This window comes from Streptomyces sp. L500 (assembly GCF_054551825.1).
Map to the genome: position 1 here is coordinate 1 of NZ_JBTOLC010000029.1, position 18,293 is coordinate 18,293.

Below are 18,293 nucleotides of genomic sequence, written 5' to 3' on the forward strand. Positions count from 1 at the left end.
ACGAGCGCCGCTCCGGCGGCCGCCCAGGGCCAGGGTCCGGCTGCTGGGGCAGGCCCGGCTGCTGCGGGGGCTCCGTCCGGCGCGTCCGGCCAGGCGGGTGCTTGGCTGGCGGGCGCCGCTCCGGCGGCTGCCCCGGCCCAGGGCGGCGCGGGTGCCCCCGCCGCCTCCGGCGGCCAGGCCGGCGCGTGGCCGGCCGGTACCGGGGCGGCGACCGCCGCTCCCGCCCCCCAGGGTCAGGCCCCTGCCGCCCCCGGCTCGCAGCCCGGCGCCTGGCCGACGGCTGCCGCACCCGGCTCGGCTCCCGCTCCGCAGCCCTCCGCCCCCCAGGCCGGCGCCTGGCCCACGAGCGCCGCGCCCGGCGCACCCTCCGCCCCGGCGGCGGCAGCCGCCCCCGCCGCGCCCACGGGCGGGCCCGTGGGCGCCCCGCAGGGCGACGCCTCCCAGGCGCGTCAGCTCTGGCCCAACATCCTGGAGGCGGTCAAGAACCGCCGCCGCTTCACCTGGATCCTGCTCAGCCAGAACGCCCAGGTCGCCGGCTGCGACGGCATCACGCTCCAGGTCGGCTTCTCCAACGCCGGCGCGCGCGACAGCTTCGCCAACAGCGGCAGCGAGGACGTTCTGCGGCAGGCCCTCGGCGATCTCGGTCTCCAGTGGAAGACCGAGCTCATCGTCGACCCCTCCGGCGGCGCCAACCCGCCCGGCGGCGGCTCCACCGGCTTCGGCGGCGGCTACAGCGGTGGTGGTGGCGGCTACGGCGGCGCCCCCGCCGCCCCCTCGGCCCCCGCCTACGCCCGCCCCCAGGCGGCCCCCACGGCCCAGGCCCCCGCCCCGGCCGCGCCTCCGCAGCAGGCCGCATCCCCCGCCCAGGCCACCCCGGCACCCTCGGCCGCCGCCCCGGCATCCCCCTCCGGCCCCGCACAGCGGTACGGCGCCGCCGCCGAGCCCGAGGCCCCGCCCGTCGCCCCCGAGGACGACATCCCCGCCGAGGACGACCCGGATCTCGACGACACCGCCCTGACCGGCCACGACCTGATCGTGCGCGAGCTCGGAGCGACCGTCATCGAGGAAATCGCCAACGAATAGCCGGCCGACAGCCGGCGAAGCGCCAACCGGCAGCCAACGAACAGCCGACGAACAGCCGACGAAATAGCCAACAGGCGGGCACGAAACCGCAGGTCAGGGGCGCGCGCAGCGCAAATCGCCCGCGCGCGCCCCTTCTCCTTCCTGCGGCGTAGGGCGTACCGCCCGGTGAGCACGTAGGCTCGGGCTACCGAAGCATGAAGCGTTCGGAACGCTTCGGAATGCCTCGGAACGCATTGAGTCGTCGAGAGCCAGGAGCGAAACCTTGTTCCCCGGTGGTCAGCCCAACATGCAGCAGCTGCTCCAGCAGGCCCAGAAGATGCAGCAGGACCTCGCCAAGGCTCAGGAGGAGCTGGCGCGCACCCTCGTCGACGGCACGGCCGGCGGCGGCCTGGTGAAGGCCACCGTCACCGGTGCCGGCGAGCTCCAGAACCTGGTCATCGACCCCAAGGCCGTCGACCCGGAGGACACCGAGACCCTCGCGGACCTCGTTGTGGCCGCCGTGCGTGACGCCAACGAGACCGCCCAGAAGATGCAGCAGCAGAAGCTCGGCCCCCTTGCCCAGGGCCTGGGCGGCGGCGGCATCCCGGGTCTCCCGTTCTGACCCTCACCGCTCGAACCGCTCGAACCGCTAAAACCGCTCAAACCGAAGAAACTGAAGACGAAGGAGAACCCGATCCGTGTATGAAGGCGTGGTCCAGGACCTCATCGACGAGCTGGGCAGGCTGCCCGGCGTCGGTCCCAAGAGCGCGCAGCGGATCGCCTTCCACATCCTTCAGGCCGAGCCCGCCGACGTCCGCCGGCTCGCCCACGCCCTGACCGAGGTGAAGGCCAAGGTCCGCTTCTGCGCGGTCTGCGGCAACGTCGCGCAGGAGGAGCGCTGCCGGGTCTGCCAGGACCCGCGCCGCGACCTCGCGGTCATCTGCGTCGTGGAAGAGCCCAAGGACGTCGTCGCCATCGAGCGGACGCGTGAGTTCCGCGGCCGCTACCACGTGCTCGGCGGGGCGATCAGCCCCATCGAGGGCGTCGGCCCGGACGACCTGCGGATCCGCGAGCTGCTGGCGCGGCTCGCGGACGGCACGGTCACCGAGCTGATCCTGGCCACCGACCCCAACCTCGAGGGCGAGGCCACCGCCACGTACCTCGCGCGCATGGTGAAGCCCATGGGGCTGAAGGTCACCCGGCTGGCCAGCGGTCTGCCCGTGGGTGGGGACCTTGAATACGCCGACGAGGTCACGCTCGGCCGTGCCTTCGAAGGGAGAAGACTTCTCGATGTCTGACGCAACGCTGCACGACGCCAAGCGCGATCCCGGCGACTTCGCCGTCTCGATCTCGGACTCGATCGAGAGTTTCATCGTGGCCGTCACCGAGGTCTCCCGAGGCGACGAGCCCGACAGCGCCGTGCCCTTCCTCCTCCTGGAGATCTCCCAGCTCCTCCTCACCGGCGGCCGCCTCGGCGCCCACGAGGACTTCGTCCCCGACGAGCGCTACGAGCCCGACGTCGGCCCCGAGCCGGACGTCGACGAGCTCCGCGAGCGGTTCGCCACCATGCTCGACCCGGTCGACGTCTACTCCGAGGTCTTCGACCCCTACGTCCCGCGCAGCGCGCCCGTCGCCTCCCGGATCTCGGACGACCTCGCCGACATCATCACCGACCTCCGCCACGGCATGGCCCACTACCGTGACGGCCGCGTCAGCGAGGCCCTGTGGTGGTGGCAGTTCTCCTACCTCTCCAACTGGGGCCCCACCGCCTCCGCCTGCCTGCGCGCCCTCCAGTCGCTCGTCGCGCACGTCCGCCTCGACCAGCCGCTGGCCGAGCTCGACGGCCTCGACACGGACGCCATCGACCCCGAGGAGCAGCTCGCCGAGGAAGCCGGCCGCGTCATGGCCGCCGAGATCGGCGGCCCGATGACCATGCGGGCCCGGAGCGTCCCCCGCGACGTCTGAGGCGACGTCCCGGGCGTCCCGGGCAGGCGCTCGAGGGCGTTACGCCGCCCGGCAGTTGAGCACGGCCCCGCCGAAGCGGTTGTCGGTGCTGCAGGTGTTCAGGCCCGCGCCGCCGTCGACGGTGCCGTGCGGGCCGACGACCAGGGCCGTGCCGCCCGGTCCCCGGATGATGTCGTCGCCGTCACCGCCCACGACGGAGGCGGGGTTGACCTGCCCGATCTCCGGCACCTCGATGACATCGGCGCCCGGACCCCCGTCGATGCTTCCGGCGTTCGTCTCGGTTCCACCGAAGGCGCCGGTGCGAATGGTGTCGTCGCCCTCGCCGCCCCAGATCTGGAGCTGGTGGCCGTACCCGCGGCCCTCCACCCTGTCGACGGTGATCGAGTCGTTGCCCTTGCCGCCGTCCACGGTGCCGTCCGCGCTTTCGATGACGATGGTGTCGTTGCCGTCACCTCCCTTGACGACGGAGCGGTCGAACCGCCCGCTCTTGTCGAGTTCCGTGACACGTATCGTGTCGTGGCCCGCGCCACCGCTGATCGTGCTGTTGACGGCGACAGAGCCGGTCTCGATGACGTCGTTGCCGTCACCGCCGCTGACCGTTCCCAGGATGACGCCGCCGGTCGAGATGGTGTCGTCGCCCGCCCCTCCGTCGACCGTGCCCCTGACGTTCTCGTCGCCGTACTTGTCGCCCTTACCGGTGACGGTGATCTCGTCGTCGCCGTCACCGCCGTTCACGCTGCCGGACAGGACCTGGTGGACGGTGATGATGTCGTCGCCGCCCAGGCCGTTGACCGTGCCGCGGACGATGCCGGTCCCGGCGCCGGTGAGGGGGATCTCGATGATGTCCGCCTTGTCGGTGCCGTTGAGAGTCGTGCCGGCGGGGATCCCCTGCGCGCAGACGATGCGCTCGCCGCCGCCGGACAGCGGGTAGCGGACGCAGCCGGGCGGATCGGCGGGGTCGGCGGTGGCGGCGGGAGCGGCGGGGGCCGCGTGCGCCGCGTGCGCGGGTGACGCCGACAGGGCGGCGGTCACGGCGAGGGCGAGGGTGGCTGAGAGCCTTCTGAGGTTCACGGTCCTCACACCGTCCCGCAGTTGGTGACGGTGCCGCCGGCCCGGTTGTCGGTGCGGCAGAGGTTGTCGCCACGCCCGCCGTCGACGGTCCCGTACTGGCCGACGACGACCGAGGTACCGCCCGGCCCCTGGATGACGTCATCGTCGTCGTCCCCGGAGACCATGGCACTCCTGCCCTGCCCGACGGACGGCACCTCGATGAGGTCGGCCCCGGCACCCCCACGGACGAGACCGGGGAGTTCCCCGTCGTCGACGCCGATCGCCCCGAGGCGGATGACGTCGGCGCCCTCGTCGCCGTCGACGGTGACGGTTCTGATGAGGCGGCCCGTCAGGCGGCCGATCCCGTTCACGATGATCTCGTCCGCACCCGGGCCGCCGTGGAGCGGGCCGCTGAGCGACCCGACCGTGATGGTGTCGTTGCCCGGCCCGCCGTCGAGGCGGCTCGACTTGTCGTACGCGGGTACGACGTAGGCGGCGAGCTGGAGGGTGTCGTTTCCTTCGCCGCCGTCGATCACGGCGCTGTGCACGCCGCCGGTGGTGATTCTGTCGTCCCCGGCCCCACCGTCGATGAGCCCCCGGAACGACACGCCTCCAGTGGTGATGGTGTCGTCGCCCGCGCCGCCGTGGATGGGGCCCTCGACGCTGAACCTGTCCTGGTCGGTCACGGTGATCCGGTCGTCGCCGTCACCGCCGTCGATGGAGCCACGGATCTCGAAGCTGCCGCCGCTCGCGCGGATCCTGTCGACGGTGATGACGTCGTCCCCACCGAGGCCGTTGACAGCGCCGTTCAGATGCGCGTCGCCGCCGCTGACCTCGATGATGTCCGCCTTGTCGGTGCCGTTGAGGGACGTACCGGCGGGGACGCCCTGGACGCACACGATGTGAACTCCGCCGTCCGGTAAGGCGCTCCGGGTGCAGCCGGGCGGGTCGGCGGGCGTGGCGCTCGCGGCCGAGGCCATTCCGGCCCCGGCCCCGGCCACGAACGCGAGGCCCGCGACGAGCGAACCGACGGCTCTGCGTACATGACGTACATGTCTGGAAGGCATTGCGCCAGGCTTGCCGTGCTTCACGGACCTCACAAGCGGGGAATCGGACCTGCCGGATCCATCACGTTGTGCAGCGTCTTCGGGTCCACGAACGGCGCCGCTCGCGTCGGACGCGAGTACCAGAGCAACGGCCACGTGTTCCCCGTCAACGCGGGTACCCCGATGTACGCGATCGTGCGCGTCCCGCTGAACCACTGGACGCCCACGGGCCACGGGTAGTTCTTCGCCGTGCCCGGCGGCAGCAGGAAGTACGTCCAGCGGAACCCCTTCGCCTCGCACACCACCGGCCCGGGGTCGGGCGCGGCGCGTTCGATGAGCTGCAGGGCGAACTCTTCACCCTGCACGCCCTGGGCGCGCACGGCGTCGAAGTGCACGCCGCAGCGCCACAGGTGGTGTCCTGCCAGCGGAACCCACTCTGGACGGAAGGCAATTGTTGAGGTTGGTGGGTGAGTTTCGTCTTTCACGGCGAACACGATGGGTGATCGTGCCTAGCCTGACCAGTGACTGGAGGTGGACCCCCGGTTCGGTACGCGACTGCGGGGGAATGCCGGGAGGGAGAAGCATGTCGGACGGCAGGCAAGCCCGGTCCAAGTCGGCGACGATGCGGATGTTCGGAGCGGTGCTGCAAGCGGTGCGCAGGCGCGCGGGCGTGAGCAGGGAACGACTCGCCGAGGCGGCGAAGTACTCGGTGGACATGATCTGTTCGGTTGAACAGGGACGGCGAAAGCCGTCGTTCCAGCTCATCGACGCGGCGGAGGAGCTGTGCGATGGGGGAGGGCTGCTACGGGAGGCGGCGAAGCACATCGTGCAGAGCAAGTTCCCGGACTGGTTCGAGGAGTACGCGAAGTACGAGGCGGAGTGTGCCCAGCTTGGGGTCTACGAGAACCACGTCATCCCCGGTCTGTTCCAGACCGAGGACTATGCGCGGGCGGTGTTCCGCAGCAGCAGGCCGATCCTCGACGAGGAGCAGATCGAGGAGCGGGTTGCAGCTCGGCTGGAGCGACAGCGGCTGCTGGACCGGAGCCCGATCCCGGTGATCAGCGCGGTGATCGAGCAGGTCGTTCTGGAACGGCCGATCGGCGGCAAGGAAGTCATGGGCGGGCAGCTCCGGCACCTGTTGCAGGTTGCCGAACGACGCAACGTCGACCTCCAGATCATGCCGACGAAGCGTGAGACTCACGCCGGGCTGGATGGGTCAATGCGACTGGTGGAGACGCGGGACGAGCAGCGGCTGGTCTACTTCGAGGGGCCGATGGGCAGCGTGCTGCACTCGGGCTCCAAGGAGGTGTCTGCCCTGAACATGCGCTATGCGATCCTGCGATCGCAGGCGCTCACCCCCGAGGACTCGGTGAGCGTGATTGAGGAGATGCTGGGAGAGCTGTGAACAACGAACCCCGAATATCGGGCCACGAAGATCTGGACTGGTTCAAGTCCAGCTACAGCGGCGGCGATGGCGGCGACTGCGTCGAGGTGGCGACCTGCCCCGACACCGTCCACGTCCGGGACTCGAAGCTTGAGCTCCGAGCTCCGAGACTCGACGTCACCCCCGCCGCATGGGCGGAATTCACGGGTTTCATCGCCCGGGCTTGAGACCCGAGCTCCGAGAGCCGAGACCCGAGCGCTGCTTTAGAGGAATGGGTGGTGGGAGATATCTCCCACCCACCCTCCCAAGTCGCGCATACCACAAGTGTGGTGACTTGACGTGATCCGGTTGCGACGCGGAGTGCGGACGCCCTAGCGTCCCTAACAACAGACGACCCCGGCCGGTGCAGCGAACACCGATCCGGGGCCTGACCTGCTAGATCGAATAAATACCCAAAGGATTCGATCCATGGCTGTTGCCAACTCTAGTGCCGCCCTGCCCACCCCCGCACACCCGATGGCCAATCCGGGCTACGGAAAGCGCGTCGCGCCCGACCAGGCGCCGCGCACGGCGAACGACTTCGCACATCTGCCCAGGCGCGAGGCGTCGATCGCCGCGTTCATCGACCAGCTGCCCGAAGGGGCGGCGATGGACGCGAAGACGCTGGCGAAGGTCCTCCCGGACTACGGCCAGCAGGCGTGCCGCTCGGCGCTGCGGTACCTGCGCGAGGCGGGTCACCTGCTCGTTCGTCCCGTCGTCGAGGCCACGGAGGCGGGAAAGCGCTGGGTGACGCGTACGTTCTTCTCGCGCACCGCGCGCCCCACCTCGTGGTGGGAACGGCTGCTACGAGGCGACGTCCCGTCCGTCGAGCGCCCGGAACCGGAGCCGGATCGGGTGCCGGAAGAACCCCGCCGCTCGCGCGCGTACCGCGCCCTCGCTTCTCTCGGTCGTATCGACCCCAGACTGACGCTTTCCGCTGCCGAGTGCGCGGAACTCGAACCCCTCGCCGCGCGGTGGCTGGCGCTCGACACGACCCCCGAACAGATGACGGCGGCCCTGACGGCCGGCCTGCCGCATCCGATCAACAGACCTGCCGGGCTCATGCGCGAACGACTGGAGCGAAAAATGCCCCCCGTGCCCGCGAGATTCACCCGTCCCCCCACCCCCGACCGCCCCGGCGAGGCCCTGCCCCCCCGACGAAGTCGCCCGCCACGCCAACAGGCTCCGCGCCGCCGCCGGCATCGCCCGTAACGCCGATGGGAAGCGCACATGACAGCGCGAGCGGTCGGCCGGCCCCAGATGCTCGTGGAGGAGTTCGAGGAGCTCGCTCACGCGGCGCCGGAGACCGTGTGGCTTGAGTTCGTGAGCGGAAAGCTGGAGGTCAAGCCGCCGTCGGATGGCAATCGCAGCACGATCGTGATGTGGCTGCTGGAGCAGTGCCTGCGGCAGCGGCCGGAACTTGCGCTCTACCCGTACAGGGGGCTGAAGGCGGAGACGAATCGGGACGGCCGGGTGCGCCCGGACGGTTCTCTCGCGCCCGATGGCCACTTTGTCGGACACGGGGAGTGGTCGGACCCTGAGGGCGTTCTGATGACCGTCGAAGTCACCTCGAACGACCCGTACACGGACTATCGCGACCGTGTGGAGAAGCTCAGGGCGTACGCGGCCACGGGGATCCCGGTGTACCTCCTCGTGGACCGGGGCCGGCGCGCGGTCACCGTGCACACAGAGCCGGAGAAGGGCGAGTACCGCAGCGTCACTACGCGCCCATTCGGGGCGAGGATCGGGATCCCCGACCCCGTCCGCATCGTCCTCGACACCGAGGAGCTGAAGGAATTCGCGGACTGACCTCCGGGGACCGGAAATCTCACCATGTGGGACCCCCGTGGCCGATTCCGACCTCTCGTTAGACTCGGACCCGACCGCATTACGTATAGCTGCGAGGAGCGCACGTGGGCCTTGTCGTGCAGAAGTACGGAGGCTCCTCCGTTGCCGATGCCGAAGGCATCAAGCGGGTCGCCAAGCGAATCGTGGAAGCCAAGAAGAACGGCCACCAGGTGGTCGTCGTGGTTTCCGCGATGGGCGACACGACGGACGAGTTGATCGATCTCGCTGAGCAGGTGTCGCCGATGCCTGCCGGGCGTGAGTTCGACATGCTGCTGACGGCCGGAGAGCGGATCTCCATGGCGCTGCTGGCGATGGCGATCAAAAACCTCGGCCATGAGGCGCAGTCCTTCACGGGCAGCCAGGCCGGTGTGATCACGGACGGGGCCCACAACAAGGCGCGCATCATCGATGTCACGCCGGGCCGGATCCAGCAGTCCGTCGACGCGGGCAACATCGCGATCGTGGCGGGCTTCCAGGGTGTGTCCGCGGACAAGAAGGACATCACGACCCTGGGTCGTGGCGGCAGTGACACGACGGCCGTCGCGCTGGCGGCCGCGCTGGACGCCGAGGTGTGCGAGATCTACACGGATGTCGACGGTGTGTTCACCGCCGACCCGCGGGTGGTGAAGAAGGCCCGCAAGATCGACTGGATCTCGTTCGAGGACATGCTGGAGCTCGCGAGCTCCGGTTCCAAGGTGCTGCTGCACCGCTGCGTCGAGTACGCACGTCGTTACAACATCCCGATCCACGTCCGGTCGTCCTTCTCGGGGCTGCCCGGCACCTGGGTCAGCAACGAACCGCAAGGGGACCAGCCGATGGAGCAGGCGATCATCTCGGGCGTCGCACACGACACCTCCGAGGCGAAGGTCACGGTCGTCGGGGTGCCGGACAAGCCGGGCGAGGCCGCGGCGATCTTCCGCGCGATCGCGGACGCCGACATCAACATCGACATGGTCGTGCAGAACGTCTCCGCCGCGACGACGGGCCTGACGGACATCTCCTTCACCCTCCCGAAGACCGAGGGCCGCAAGGCCGTCGAGGCGCTGGAGAAGACGAAGGCCGGCGTGGGCTTCGACTCGCTGCGCTACGACGACCAGATCGCGAAGATCTCGCTGGTCGGCGCGGGGATGAAGACGAACCCGGGGGTCACGGCGACGTTCTTCGAGGCCCTGTCCAACGCCGGGGTGAACATCGAGCTGATCTCGACGTCGGAGATCCGCATCTCGGTCGTCACGCGCGCCGACGACGTGCAGGACGCCGTGCGCGCCGTGCACACGGCGTTCGGCCTGGACAGCGAGAGCGACGAGGCCGTCGTCTACGGAGGCACCGGCCGATGACGGCCGCCGCCGTTCCCGGTGCCGCCGTGCGCGGCGCCGGGGCCGGCCGGGCCGGTCGGCCCACGCTCGCCGTCGTCGGTGCCACGGGCGCCGTCGGCGGCGTGATGCTGGAGATCCTTTCGCAGCATGCGGACATATGGGGTGAGATCCGGCTGATCGCGTCCCCGCGCTCGGCCGGCCGGAAGCTGGCCGTCCGGGGCGAGGAGACCGAGGTCGTCGCGCTGAGCGAGGAGGCGTTCGAGGGCGTCGCCGTCGCGATGTTCGACGTTCCGGCCGAGGTCTCGGCACGCTGGGCGCCGATCGCGGTGTCCAAGGGCGCGGTCGTGGTGGACAACTCCGCCGCTTTCCGGATGGACCCGGACGTACCCCTGGTCGTACCCGAGGTCAACGCCCACGCCGCCCGGATGCGGCCGCGCGGGATCGTCGCCAACCCCGGCTGCGCCACGCTGGCGATGATCGCCGCGGTGGGCGCGCTGCACTCCGCGTTCGGGCTGGACGAGCTGATCGTCTCCACGTACGAGGCGGCCTCCGGCGCGGGCCGGGCCGGGGCGGAGGCGCTCCGGGCGCAGCTCGCGGCCGTGGCCGGTACGGAACTGGGGACGCACCCCGGCGACCTGCGCCGCGCGGTGGGGGAGGGCACGAGCCCGTTCCCGGCGCCGGTGGCGCTGAACGTGGTGCCGTGGGTGGGGACGGATGGCAGTACCGCTGCGGCTGCCGCCGCCGCTGTCGCTGCCGATGACCGGGCCGGCTGGTCCTCCGCCGAACTGGCGATACGCGACCAGAGCCGCAAGATCCTGGGACTGCCGGGGCTGCGGGTGAGCGCGACCTGCGTCCGCGTACCCGTGATCACGACCCACTCGCTGAGCGTCCACGCGCGCTTCGAGAACGAGGTGACCGTGGAGCGGGCGCACGAGGTGCTGGCCAACGCTCCGGGCGTGGTGCTGTGCGACAGCCCCGCGGAAGGGGAATACCCCACTCCGGCGGACGCCGTCGGCACGGATCCGGCGTGGGTCGGGAGGGTACGGCGGTCACTGGACGACCCGAGGGCGCTCGAGTTCTTCGTCTGCGCGGACAATCTGCGCAAGGGGGCCGCTCTGAACACCGCGCAGATCGCGGAATGCGTGGCGGCCGAGCTTACTGCTCCGTAATACTTGGTGGACGGCTGGGGAATGTGTGAAGGTCCTGTGATCAACTCGTTGGTCCAGACCTCTTGAACTGGGCAGATGCTGTGTTCGAGGATTTCGCTCCCCGCCCGCCGCAACCGCGCCCTGGGCGGGGGTCGTCTTTGTCGCCGTCCTTAGCGACGGCGCCGGGGCACGGGGTATGAACCGGGGCATTGAGGAAGAGCTGGTACGCATGAGGGCACATGGCGCTTCGTCATGCGGCGCGTCGTCCGACGCGTCCCATGGCGCTTCGTCGATCGCCATGCCTGGCGCGTACAACCCTGACGGGGGGAAGCGTGTCCAACAGGCGTGGCAGAGGTCATCAGCATCGCAACGGTACCGAGGCGCGGCAGCGCAGCGGTGCGTCCGCGTTCCGGAGCGCCGGGCGGTATGCCGGTGATCGCTCCCTGGTCGGCCGCCCGTCCCGGGCAGCTTCCGCCGCAGGTCCCCGCACAGTCCTCGACGACGTCCGCGCAGCCCGCCCCCGGCCCCGCCTCGGTCGCGCAGCTCGCACCCATCACGCCGATCTCCTCGGCGCTCTCCCCGCAGGCGTCACCGCAGCCGTCCACACGGCCGACGCCGCGCCCGGGGGACGCTGACGAGGCGATGGCTGAGGGCACCACAGTCGACCATCTCACCGAGACCTACCGGGCCCACTACCGGTCGCTGCTCGGCCTCGCCGCCCTGCTCCTCGACGACACCGCCTCCTGCGAGGACGTGGTGCAGGAAGCGTTCATCCGGGTCCACTCGGCGCGCAACCGCGTCCGCGACCCGGAGAAGACCCTCGCCTACCTGCGGCAGACTGTCGTCAATCTCTCCCGCTCCGCGCTCCGGCGCCGCATCCTCGGGCTGAAGCTGCTGTCCAAGCCGATGCCCGACATGGCGAGCGCCGAGGAAGGCGCGTACGAACAACTGGAGCGGGATCAATTGATCAAAGCGATGCGAGGACTGCAGCGCCGCCAGCGCGAGGTCCTCGTCCTGCGCTACTTCGCCGACATGACCGAGGCCCAGGTCGCCGAGACCCTCGGCCTCTCCCTGGGCTCGGTCAAGGCGTACGGCTCGCGGGGCATCGCGGCACTCCGGATCGCCATGGAGGCACCGGTATGAGCCACCAGCACTTCCCGCACTCCCCGGAAGGGCGTGATAAGCCGGAATCCTCCGGCCCGCGCGCGCACGACATGACACACGACAAGAACCACTCCGGCGACCGGCCCCAGGGGAACGACCCTCTCGGCTCGCTCGACTCCCTCGGCTCGTCTCTCGGTTCGCTCGACGAGCAGGCGCTGCGCCGGCTGCTGCACGGCGCCGTCGAGGACCTCGAGCCCTCGCCCGACGCGCTGGAGCACCTCCACCGTGCCGTACCCGCCCGGCGCACCCGGCGTCGGCAGGCCGTCGTCGGCGCCGCCGCGGCGGTGATCCTCGGCGCGACGGCCCTGCCCGCCCTCATCCACGTCGCCACGACCGCGGGCACCGCGGACGACCACGCCGCCAACGCCGCCAGCAGCCGCCAGCGCACCCACGAACTCACGGGCGGCCAGCGCGGCGCCGACGGCGACGAGGTGGAGCCGGAGCACAGCCACGGCTCCACCCGGCCGGACGAGCGGAAGAAGGACGAGGAGAAGAAGCGGGAGGAGGAGCGGAAGAAGGACGGCGGCAGCGCCACCGGCCCGACCGGCTCCATCGCCGGCACCGCCCCCGCCCCCGGGCCCACCCTCATCGCCGCCTCGCCCACCTGCGACCGCGACCAGCTCGGCAAGGGCACCAGCACCGTCGGCGCCGCCGACAAGAACGGCAAGATCTACGGCACGTTCCGCGTCGTCAACGTCTCCGGCACCGTCTGCTCCGTCGCCGGCTCCGGCGTCGTCGCCGCGCACGCCCAGGGCAGCGCGGACAGCACTCGGGTCACCGTCGTCGACCACACGTCGGGCGACGCCGCGCCCGCGCTGCCCGACCCCTCCGTCCAGCCCAGCCAGGTGATCCTCCAGCCGGGACAGGCGTACGAGATCAAGTTCGCGTGGGTCCCGGCGGCCGACGGCGGCCCCAGTGGCTGCGCCCGGCCGACGGCCCCCACGGCCACCCCGCAGACCACCGCCGCCACCGCGGCCCCCAGCGCGACCAAGACGGAGGAGAAGGTCCAGCCCCAGGACCCGGACCAGCCCAAGCCCCCCGCCACAGTCGTCCTCAGCCACACCCCGGACGTGGGCGAGCCCAAGGCCGCCGACGCCACCCTCCCCGACGCCTGCGCGGGCACGATCTACCGCACGGGGCCGCTGGCGGCCCAGACCCCGCCGTCGGCTTGACCTTGGCCGATTAACCCCGGCGGATCGGCGCCGGGGCGGTGCCCGTACCGTGGTGGTGTGTATCGGTTCCTGCTGACTCCCCGCTGGTGGTGGATCAACGTCTTCGCCGTGCTGGCCATCCCCTTCTGCCTGTTCATGGGGAGCTGGCAGCTCAGCCGCTTCGAGACGCGTGTCGACTCGCACCGCGAGCAGCAGACCCAGGCCGACGACGCCCGGGCGGCCGCCTCCGCGCCCCTGCGCGAACTGCTGCCCGTGAGCACCGAGACCTCCGGACGACAGGCCACCGCCACCGGCCGCTACGACACCGGGCACCAGCTGCTCGTACCCGACCGGGACCTCGACGAGCGCAAGGGCTTCTACGTCCTGACCCTGCTGCGCACCGACGGCGGGAAGGCCCTGCCGGTCGTCCGGGGCTGGCTGCCCGGCGCCGCCGACGCGTCCGCCGATGCCGCCAAGGTGCCCGCCCCGCCGTCCGGCGAGGTCACCGTGACCGGTGCGCTCCAGTCCTCGGAGAGCCCGACGTCCAAGGGCGTCCACTCCTCCGGAGGGCTGCCCCAGGGCCAGGTCGGCGTGATCAGCGCCGCCTCGCTGGTGAACCTGGTGCCGTACGAGGTGTACGACGCGTGGATCACCCTGCGCGAGGCGCCCGCCCCACTGACCGCCGTACCCCCGGCCGCCCCCCCGAACAGTGGCCTGGACCTCAAGGCCTTCCAGAACCTCGGCTACACCGGTGAGTGGTTCGTCTTCGCCGGCTTCGTCGCCTTCATGTGGTTCCGGCTTTTCCGCCGCGAGGCCGAGGCCGCCCGGGACCTGGCGCTGGGCATCACCCCCGAGGACCAGGACGGCCCGAAGCCGGACGGCCCGAACCCGGCTGGCCCGAAGCCGGACGGCCCGAAGCCGGCTGGCTCGAAGCCGGACGGCCCAGATGACGCTCGGCGAAAGCGATCTCCAGCCGAAGCTGCTTGATCCGCTCCTCCGTCACCAGCGAGCCGTGCCCCGCGTCGTAGCGGTAGACCTCGTGCGGGTGGCCGCGCAGCTTCAGCCGCTCGACGTAGTTCTCCACCTGACGTATCGGGCAGCGGGGATCGTTCATCCCGGCGGAGATGTAGACAGGGGCGCGCACGTCGTCGACGTACGTCAGCGGTGACGACGCGGCGTAGCGCTCCGGCACCTCCTCGGGCGTGCCGCCGAGCAGGGTGCGGTCCAGGGCCTTCAGGGCCTCCATCTCGTCGTGGTAGGCCGTCACATAGTCGGCGACCGGCACGGCGGCCAGGCCCAGCGCCCAGGACTCGGGCTGGGTGCCCAGGCCCAGCAGCGTCAGATAGCCGCCCCAGGACCCGCCGGCCAGCACCAGCCGCTCGGGGTCGGCGAGCCCCGAGGCCACGGCCCACTCGCGGACGGCGGCGATGTCCTCCAGCTCGATCAGCCCGACGCGGTGCTTGAGGGCGTCCGTCCAAGCCCGCCCGTAACCCGTGGAGCCCCGGTAGTTGACCCGGACGACCGCGAACCCGTGGTCCACCCAGGCGGCGGTCGCGGCCGCGAAGGCGTCGCTGTCGTGCCAGGTGGGGCCGCCGTGGATGTCGAAGACCGTCGGGAACGGGCCCTCGCCCGCAGGCTGCTGCACCAGCGCGTGGACCCTGCCGCCCGGCCCCTCGACCCAGGCGTCGGTGACCGGCACCGAGTCCGGGGCGTGGGTGATGCCGTGCGCCGCCGCCGGCGGCTCCAGCACCACATGCCCGGCCGTCGACCGCACGACCGGCGGCTTGGCGGCCGAGGACCACAGGAACTCCACCGTCCCGTCCGGGCGCGGCAGCGCCCCGGACACCGTGCCCGGCGGGGTGTCGAGCCGGGTCAGCCCGCCGCTGCCCAGCTCGTACCGCCACAGCTCGCTGCGCGCCTGGTAGCCGTGGACGATGAGCAGCGCGGAGCCGTCGGGGTACCAGCCGGCCTCGAGGTCGCCGGGCAGGTCGATGTCGAGCGGGGTCTCCTCACCCGTGACCGCGTCCCACAGCATGGGCTCCCAGCGGCCGCGCCGCTGGTGGCCGACGAGCAGCCGCGAATCCCCGTCGACGGGCGCGAAGCCCATCACGGACAGGCCCAGTTCCTCGGTGCCGCCACGGGTGTCGTCGAGCTCGCCGACGGCCGTGCCGTCGACGCGCACGACGCGGACGGCGGAGTGCATGGCGTCACCGTGCTCGGTGTGTTCTATGGCGATGAGCGTGCCGTCGTGGGACAGATCACCGACGGCCGCGGACTGCTGGTGCCGGTAAATCTCCACGGCGTCGTGGCCGGGCCTTATGACGTGGACGGACGAGCCCGTCTTGTCCGTGGAACGGCCGATGACGGCCGTCCCGTCCCGCCCGAGCGCCAGCCCGTCCGGGTACGACGGCTCCAGGCCGGGCGCGGCGGGCTCGTCGGGCCCACCGTGGAAGGGCTGGCGGACCCAGACGCCGAACTCGTCCCCGTCGGTGTCGGAGAACCACCAGATCCACTCCCCGTCCGGGGACAGCACTCCGCCCGTCGTCCCATTGGGCCGGTCCGTGACCTGGCGCTGCGTGCCCGTGGCCCGGTCCCAGGCGTACAGCTCGAAGGTCCCCGTGGCGCTGGAGGTGAACAGCGACCGGTCCGGGGCGTCCTCGGCCCACCTCGGCAGCCCCGTACGCGGCGCCCGGAAGCGCTTCTCCCAGTCCGGCATGGCGGCGATGGAGGCGATGGGCATCTCGGCCGCACCGCCTCGCAGGGACCCGTTGCTCTCAGTCATGCCCCCCATTCTGCGCCGCCGAGCCGACAACGCGTCGGAGAGCGTCCGAGCCTGTGGATAACTTGGCCGCCGAGCTGCTGACGACCGCTCTGCGACCCCTGGTTACAGCGCTATTGGGGACGTCACACCCGAATTCAACGCGAGCACCGCTGTCACGACCGACGCGAGCGTGACGGGAGCCGTTCACCTGCGCGGCTCGCATGGGTCGCCGGTGAGCGAAGGAGCGCCTGGGAAGCGGCGCTGGAGATACGGCGGGCGATGTGTCCTACATCACCTGCCCGGCCTTGGATGTGCCGCTGAGGGGTCGCCGGTAGCGGGATCCCGGAGATTCCGCTTTCCAAGATCTACTCCCCGCTCACCCCCCAGGCGCTCCAGCAAACGACTCAGGCCCGGTCTTCTCTGCGAGAAGACCGGGCCTGAGCTGGTTATTCACCTGTCGGGGTGGCGGGATTTGAACCCACGACCTCTTCGTCCCGAACGAAGCGCGCTGCCAAGCTGCGCTACACCCCGATGTGCGACCGGCTCCCGTTTTTTGCGGGCTCCGGAGCAACGAGGACTACTTTAGCCGACTGGAGCCCGTAGGTGAAATCCGGTTCCCGAGGCCGCGCTGGTGGGGGCGGACGCGGTCGAGGAGGACGAGGGCGAGGGCCAGGCCGTAGAAGGCGAGACCGAAGACGACGGCGTTGCCGAGGATGCCGACGTAGCCGTGGAGATCGACGTCCAGGAAGGGGTACGGGTAGCGGCCCTCGGTGCCCGGGTCGAGGAGGGCGCCGCGGATCAGGGCGAAGGGGAGGTAGAGGAAGGGGTAGGCCAGCCACTGGCCGGCGTGGCGGAGGAGGAAGCCGCCGGGGGCCGTGAGGACGAGCCAGTCGAGGGCGGCCGCGAGGGGGGTCGCGGTGTGGAGGAGCTGGTTGGCGATCGATTCCAGGGGCGTGCGCTGGCTGGTCATGGCGAAGCCGCTGGCGTCGTTCGACAGCACGAAGTGGAAGACCAGACCCGTGATGGAGATGTAGAGCAGCGCGCCGCCCGTGATCCGCGGGGAGAGGGCCGGGCGGCCCGTCCAGGCGCGGTGGGCGGACCAGGCGCAGGCGATCGCCAGCAGGATGTTGGACTGGATCGTGAAGTAGCTGAAGAGCCGGCCCAGGTCGCCGGAGTCGATCGTGTCCAGGGCGACGCCGGTGAGTGCCGCCAGGGCGATGAGCGCGCGGAAGGCCGCCGCGACGGGGCGGCGGCCTGCCGGGGCCGCCGCGGACGCCGGGACGGCCTCCGCGGCGGGCCTTGCATCGGCCTCCGTGTCGGGCAGGCCGGTCCGCGCGGTGGTGGGGGAAGTCGGGTCGGTCATCCCCCCACCGTACGTGCGGCCTCCGGAAGGCCCCTGGTCAGTCGCGGGGGACGAGGGTGAGCAGCGTGGCCTCGGGCGGGCAGGCGAAGCGGACCGGGGTGTAGCGGTTGGTGCCGCAGCCGGCGGAGACGTGGAGGTACGACTGGTGGCCGCCCGCGCGGTGGGTGGACAGGCCCTTCACCCGGTCGGGGTCGATGTCGCAGTTGGTGACCAGCGCGCCGTAGAAGGGGATGCACAGCTGGCCGCCGTGGGTGTGCCCGGCGAGGATCAGCGGGTAGCGGTCGGCCGTGAAGGCGTCCAGGACGCGCAGGTAGGGGGCGTGGACGACGCCCATGGAGAAGTCGGCGTCCTCCTGCGGGCCACCGGCCACCCGGTCGTAGCGGTCCCGCTTGATGTGCGGGTCGTCGAGGCCGGTGAGGGCGATCTCCATCCCGTCGATCTTGAGGGAGCCCCGGGTGTTGGTGAGGTTGACCCAGCCCGCCGTGTCGAAGGCGTCGCGCAGCTCCTCCCACGGGTTGTGGATCGCGCCGACGATCGGGGCGTTGCCGTTGAGGCCGTGCCGCCCGCTGGCCCGCTCGAAGAGGTAGCGGGCGGGGTTGCGCAGCTTCGGGCCGTAGTAGTCGTTGGAGCCGAAGACGTACGCGCCGGGGAAGTTCATCAGCGGGCCGAGCGCGTCGAGGGTCTCGGGCACGCCCTGCGGGTCGGAGAGGTTGTCCCCGGTGTTGATCACGAAGTCGGGGCGCAGTCCGGCGAGCGACTGGAGCCAGCGCTGCTTCTTGCGCTGGCCGCCGACCATGTGGATGTCGGACACCTGGAGGACCCGCAGCGGTCGCATGCCCTGCGGGAGGACGGGCACGGTGACCCGTCGCAGCCGGAAGGAACGGACTTCGAAGCCGGCGGCGTAGGCGAGGCCCGCCGCGCCGACCGCCGTGATTCCCAGGGGTACTCCGTATCGCGCACGCATGTCGTCCATCGTCGCAGACGGCCGGGGGTGCG

The 18,293-nt window shown here is 71.3% G+C and carries 17 protein-coding genes, 1 tRNA gene and 2 pseudogenes; 13 read left to right on the forward strand and 7 right to left on the reverse strand.

Features of this window, described 5'->3' with window-relative positions; translation table 11 throughout:
• The 4 genes and pseudogenes from ACX9I7_RS23220 to ACX9I7_RS23235 all read left to right on the forward strand — a co-directional run.
• Positions 1-1,083, forward strand: a pseudogene (locus tag ACX9I7_RS23220) (DNA polymerase III subunit gamma and tau); the annotation flags it as partial.
• A 286-nt stretch (positions 1,084-1,369) separates the two neighbouring features.
• The gene (locus ACX9I7_RS23225; protein ID WP_373298213.1) at positions 1,370-1,684 is read left to right on the forward strand and encodes a YbaB/EbfC family nucleoid-associated protein; all 315 of its coding nucleotides are present in this window, start codon (positions 1,370-1,372) and stop codon (positions 1,682-1,684) included.
• Positions 1,685-1,760: 76 nt separating this feature from the next.
• Positions 1,761-2,360: a recombination mediator RecR gene (gene recR / locus ACX9I7_RS23230; protein ID WP_126915205.1), complete on the forward strand. Its 600-nt coding sequence runs from the start codon at positions 1,761-1,763 to the stop codon at positions 2,358-2,360.
• Positions 2,353-3,027, forward strand: coding sequence for a DUF5063 domain-containing protein (locus ACX9I7_RS23235; protein WP_358632099.1), 675 nt, complete (start codon positions 2,353-2,355; stop codon positions 3,025-3,027). Before recR ends, ACX9I7_RS23235 begins: the two co-directional genes overlap by 8 nt.
• 39 nt (positions 3,028-3,066) lie before the next feature.
• Here ACX9I7_RS23235 and ACX9I7_RS23240 read toward each other — a convergent pair whose 3' ends face one another.
• The 3 genes from ACX9I7_RS23240 to ACX9I7_RS23250 are packed head-to-tail and all read right to left on the reverse strand — an operon-like array spanning position 3,067 to position 5,617.
• Positions 3,067-4,098, reverse strand: a complete 1,032-nt coding sequence (locus tag ACX9I7_RS23240; protein WP_459388387.1) for a calcium-binding protein — start codon at positions 4,096-4,098, stop codon at positions 3,067-3,069.
• A 5-nt stretch (positions 4,099-4,103) separates the two neighbouring features.
• Positions 4,104-5,144 (reverse strand): calcium-binding protein, encoded by a 1,041-nt coding sequence (locus ACX9I7_RS23245; protein ID WP_459388388.1) that lies wholly within the window; start codon positions 5,142-5,144, stop codon positions 4,104-4,106.
• 29 nt (positions 5,145-5,173) lie between these two features.
• The gene (locus ACX9I7_RS23250) at positions 5,174-5,617 is read right to left on the reverse strand and encodes a hypothetical protein (RefSeq protein WP_240667382.1); all 444 of its coding nucleotides are present in this window, start codon (positions 5,615-5,617) and stop codon (positions 5,174-5,176) included.
• Between the two features lie 89 nt (positions 5,618-5,706).
• Between ACX9I7_RS23250 and ACX9I7_RS23255 the strand changes: the two genes are divergently transcribed.
• The 9 genes and pseudogenes from ACX9I7_RS23255 to ACX9I7_RS23295 all read left to right on the forward strand — a co-directional run.
• Complete coding sequence (locus tag ACX9I7_RS23255; RefSeq protein ID WP_387573424.1) at positions 5,707-6,528, forward strand: helix-turn-helix domain-containing protein; 822 nt, start codon at positions 5,707-5,709, stop codon at positions 6,526-6,528.
• Positions 6,525-6,734, forward strand: coding sequence for a DUF397 domain-containing protein (locus ACX9I7_RS23260; protein WP_387573426.1), 210 nt, complete (start codon positions 6,525-6,527; stop codon positions 6,732-6,734). The genes ACX9I7_RS23255 and ACX9I7_RS23260 overlap by 4 nt, the downstream gene beginning before the upstream one ends.
• A gap of 241 nt (positions 6,735-6,975) precedes the next feature.
• Positions 6,976-7,758 carry a hypothetical protein gene (locus tag ACX9I7_RS23265; protein WP_459388389.1) on the forward strand — a complete coding sequence of 261 codons (783 nt, stop codon included), beginning with the start codon at positions 6,976-6,978 and terminating at the stop codon, positions 7,756-7,758.
• An 18-nt stretch (positions 7,759-7,776) separates the two neighbouring features.
• Positions 7,777-8,355, forward strand: a complete 579-nt coding sequence (locus ACX9I7_RS23270) for a Uma2 family endonuclease (protein ID WP_387573430.1) — start codon at positions 7,777-7,779, stop codon at positions 8,353-8,355.
• A 104-nt stretch (positions 8,356-8,459) separates the two neighbouring features.
• Complete coding sequence (locus ACX9I7_RS23275; RefSeq protein WP_387573432.1) at positions 8,460-9,731, forward strand: aspartate kinase; 1,272 nt, start codon at positions 8,460-8,462, stop codon at positions 9,729-9,731.
• Positions 9,728-10,879 (forward strand): aspartate-semialdehyde dehydrogenase, encoded by a 1,152-nt coding sequence (locus tag ACX9I7_RS23280; protein ID WP_459388390.1) that lies wholly within the window; start codon positions 9,728-9,730, stop codon positions 10,877-10,879. The genes ACX9I7_RS23275 and ACX9I7_RS23280 overlap by 4 nt, the downstream gene beginning before the upstream one ends.
• Positions 10,880-11,284: 405 nt before the next feature.
• A complete protein-coding gene (locus ACX9I7_RS23285) occupies positions 11,285-12,001 on the forward strand; it encodes a SigE family RNA polymerase sigma factor (protein WP_386731328.1) in 717 nt (238 codons plus the stop codon).
• Positions 11,998-13,194, forward strand: a complete 1,197-nt coding sequence (locus tag ACX9I7_RS23290) for a hypothetical protein (RefSeq protein WP_459388391.1) — start codon at positions 11,998-12,000, stop codon at positions 13,192-13,194. Before ACX9I7_RS23285 ends, ACX9I7_RS23290 begins: the two co-directional genes overlap by 4 nt.
• A gap of 57 nt (positions 13,195-13,251) precedes the next feature.
• Positions 13,252-14,133, forward strand: a pseudogene (locus tag ACX9I7_RS23295) (SURF1 family protein); the annotation flags it as partial.
• Here the strand turns inward: ACX9I7_RS23295 and ACX9I7_RS23300 are convergent.
• From ACX9I7_RS23300 to ACX9I7_RS23315, 4 genes are all read right to left on the reverse strand, one after another.
• On the reverse strand, positions 14,018-15,913 hold the full coding sequence (locus ACX9I7_RS23300; protein ID WP_459388412.1) for a S9 family peptidase: 1,896 nt from the start codon (positions 15,911-15,913) through the stop codon (positions 14,018-14,020). The pseudogene ACX9I7_RS23295 and the gene ACX9I7_RS23300 sit on opposite strands and share 116 nt — an antisense overlap.
• Before the next feature lie 478 nt (positions 15,914-16,391).
• Positions 16,392-16,465, reverse strand: a tRNA-Pro gene (locus ACX9I7_RS23305).
• Positions 16,466-16,511: 46 nt separating this feature from the next.
• Entirely contained in the window at positions 16,512-17,297 is a 786-nt protein-coding gene (locus tag ACX9I7_RS23310) for a Pr6Pr family membrane protein (RefSeq protein ID WP_459388392.1), read from the reverse strand.
• A gap of 37 nt (positions 17,298-17,334) precedes the next feature.
• Complete coding sequence (locus ACX9I7_RS23315) at positions 17,335-18,261, reverse strand: metallophosphoesterase (protein ID WP_459388393.1); 927 nt, start codon at positions 18,259-18,261, stop codon at positions 17,335-17,337.
• Positions 18,262-18,293 lie beyond the last annotated feature (32 nt).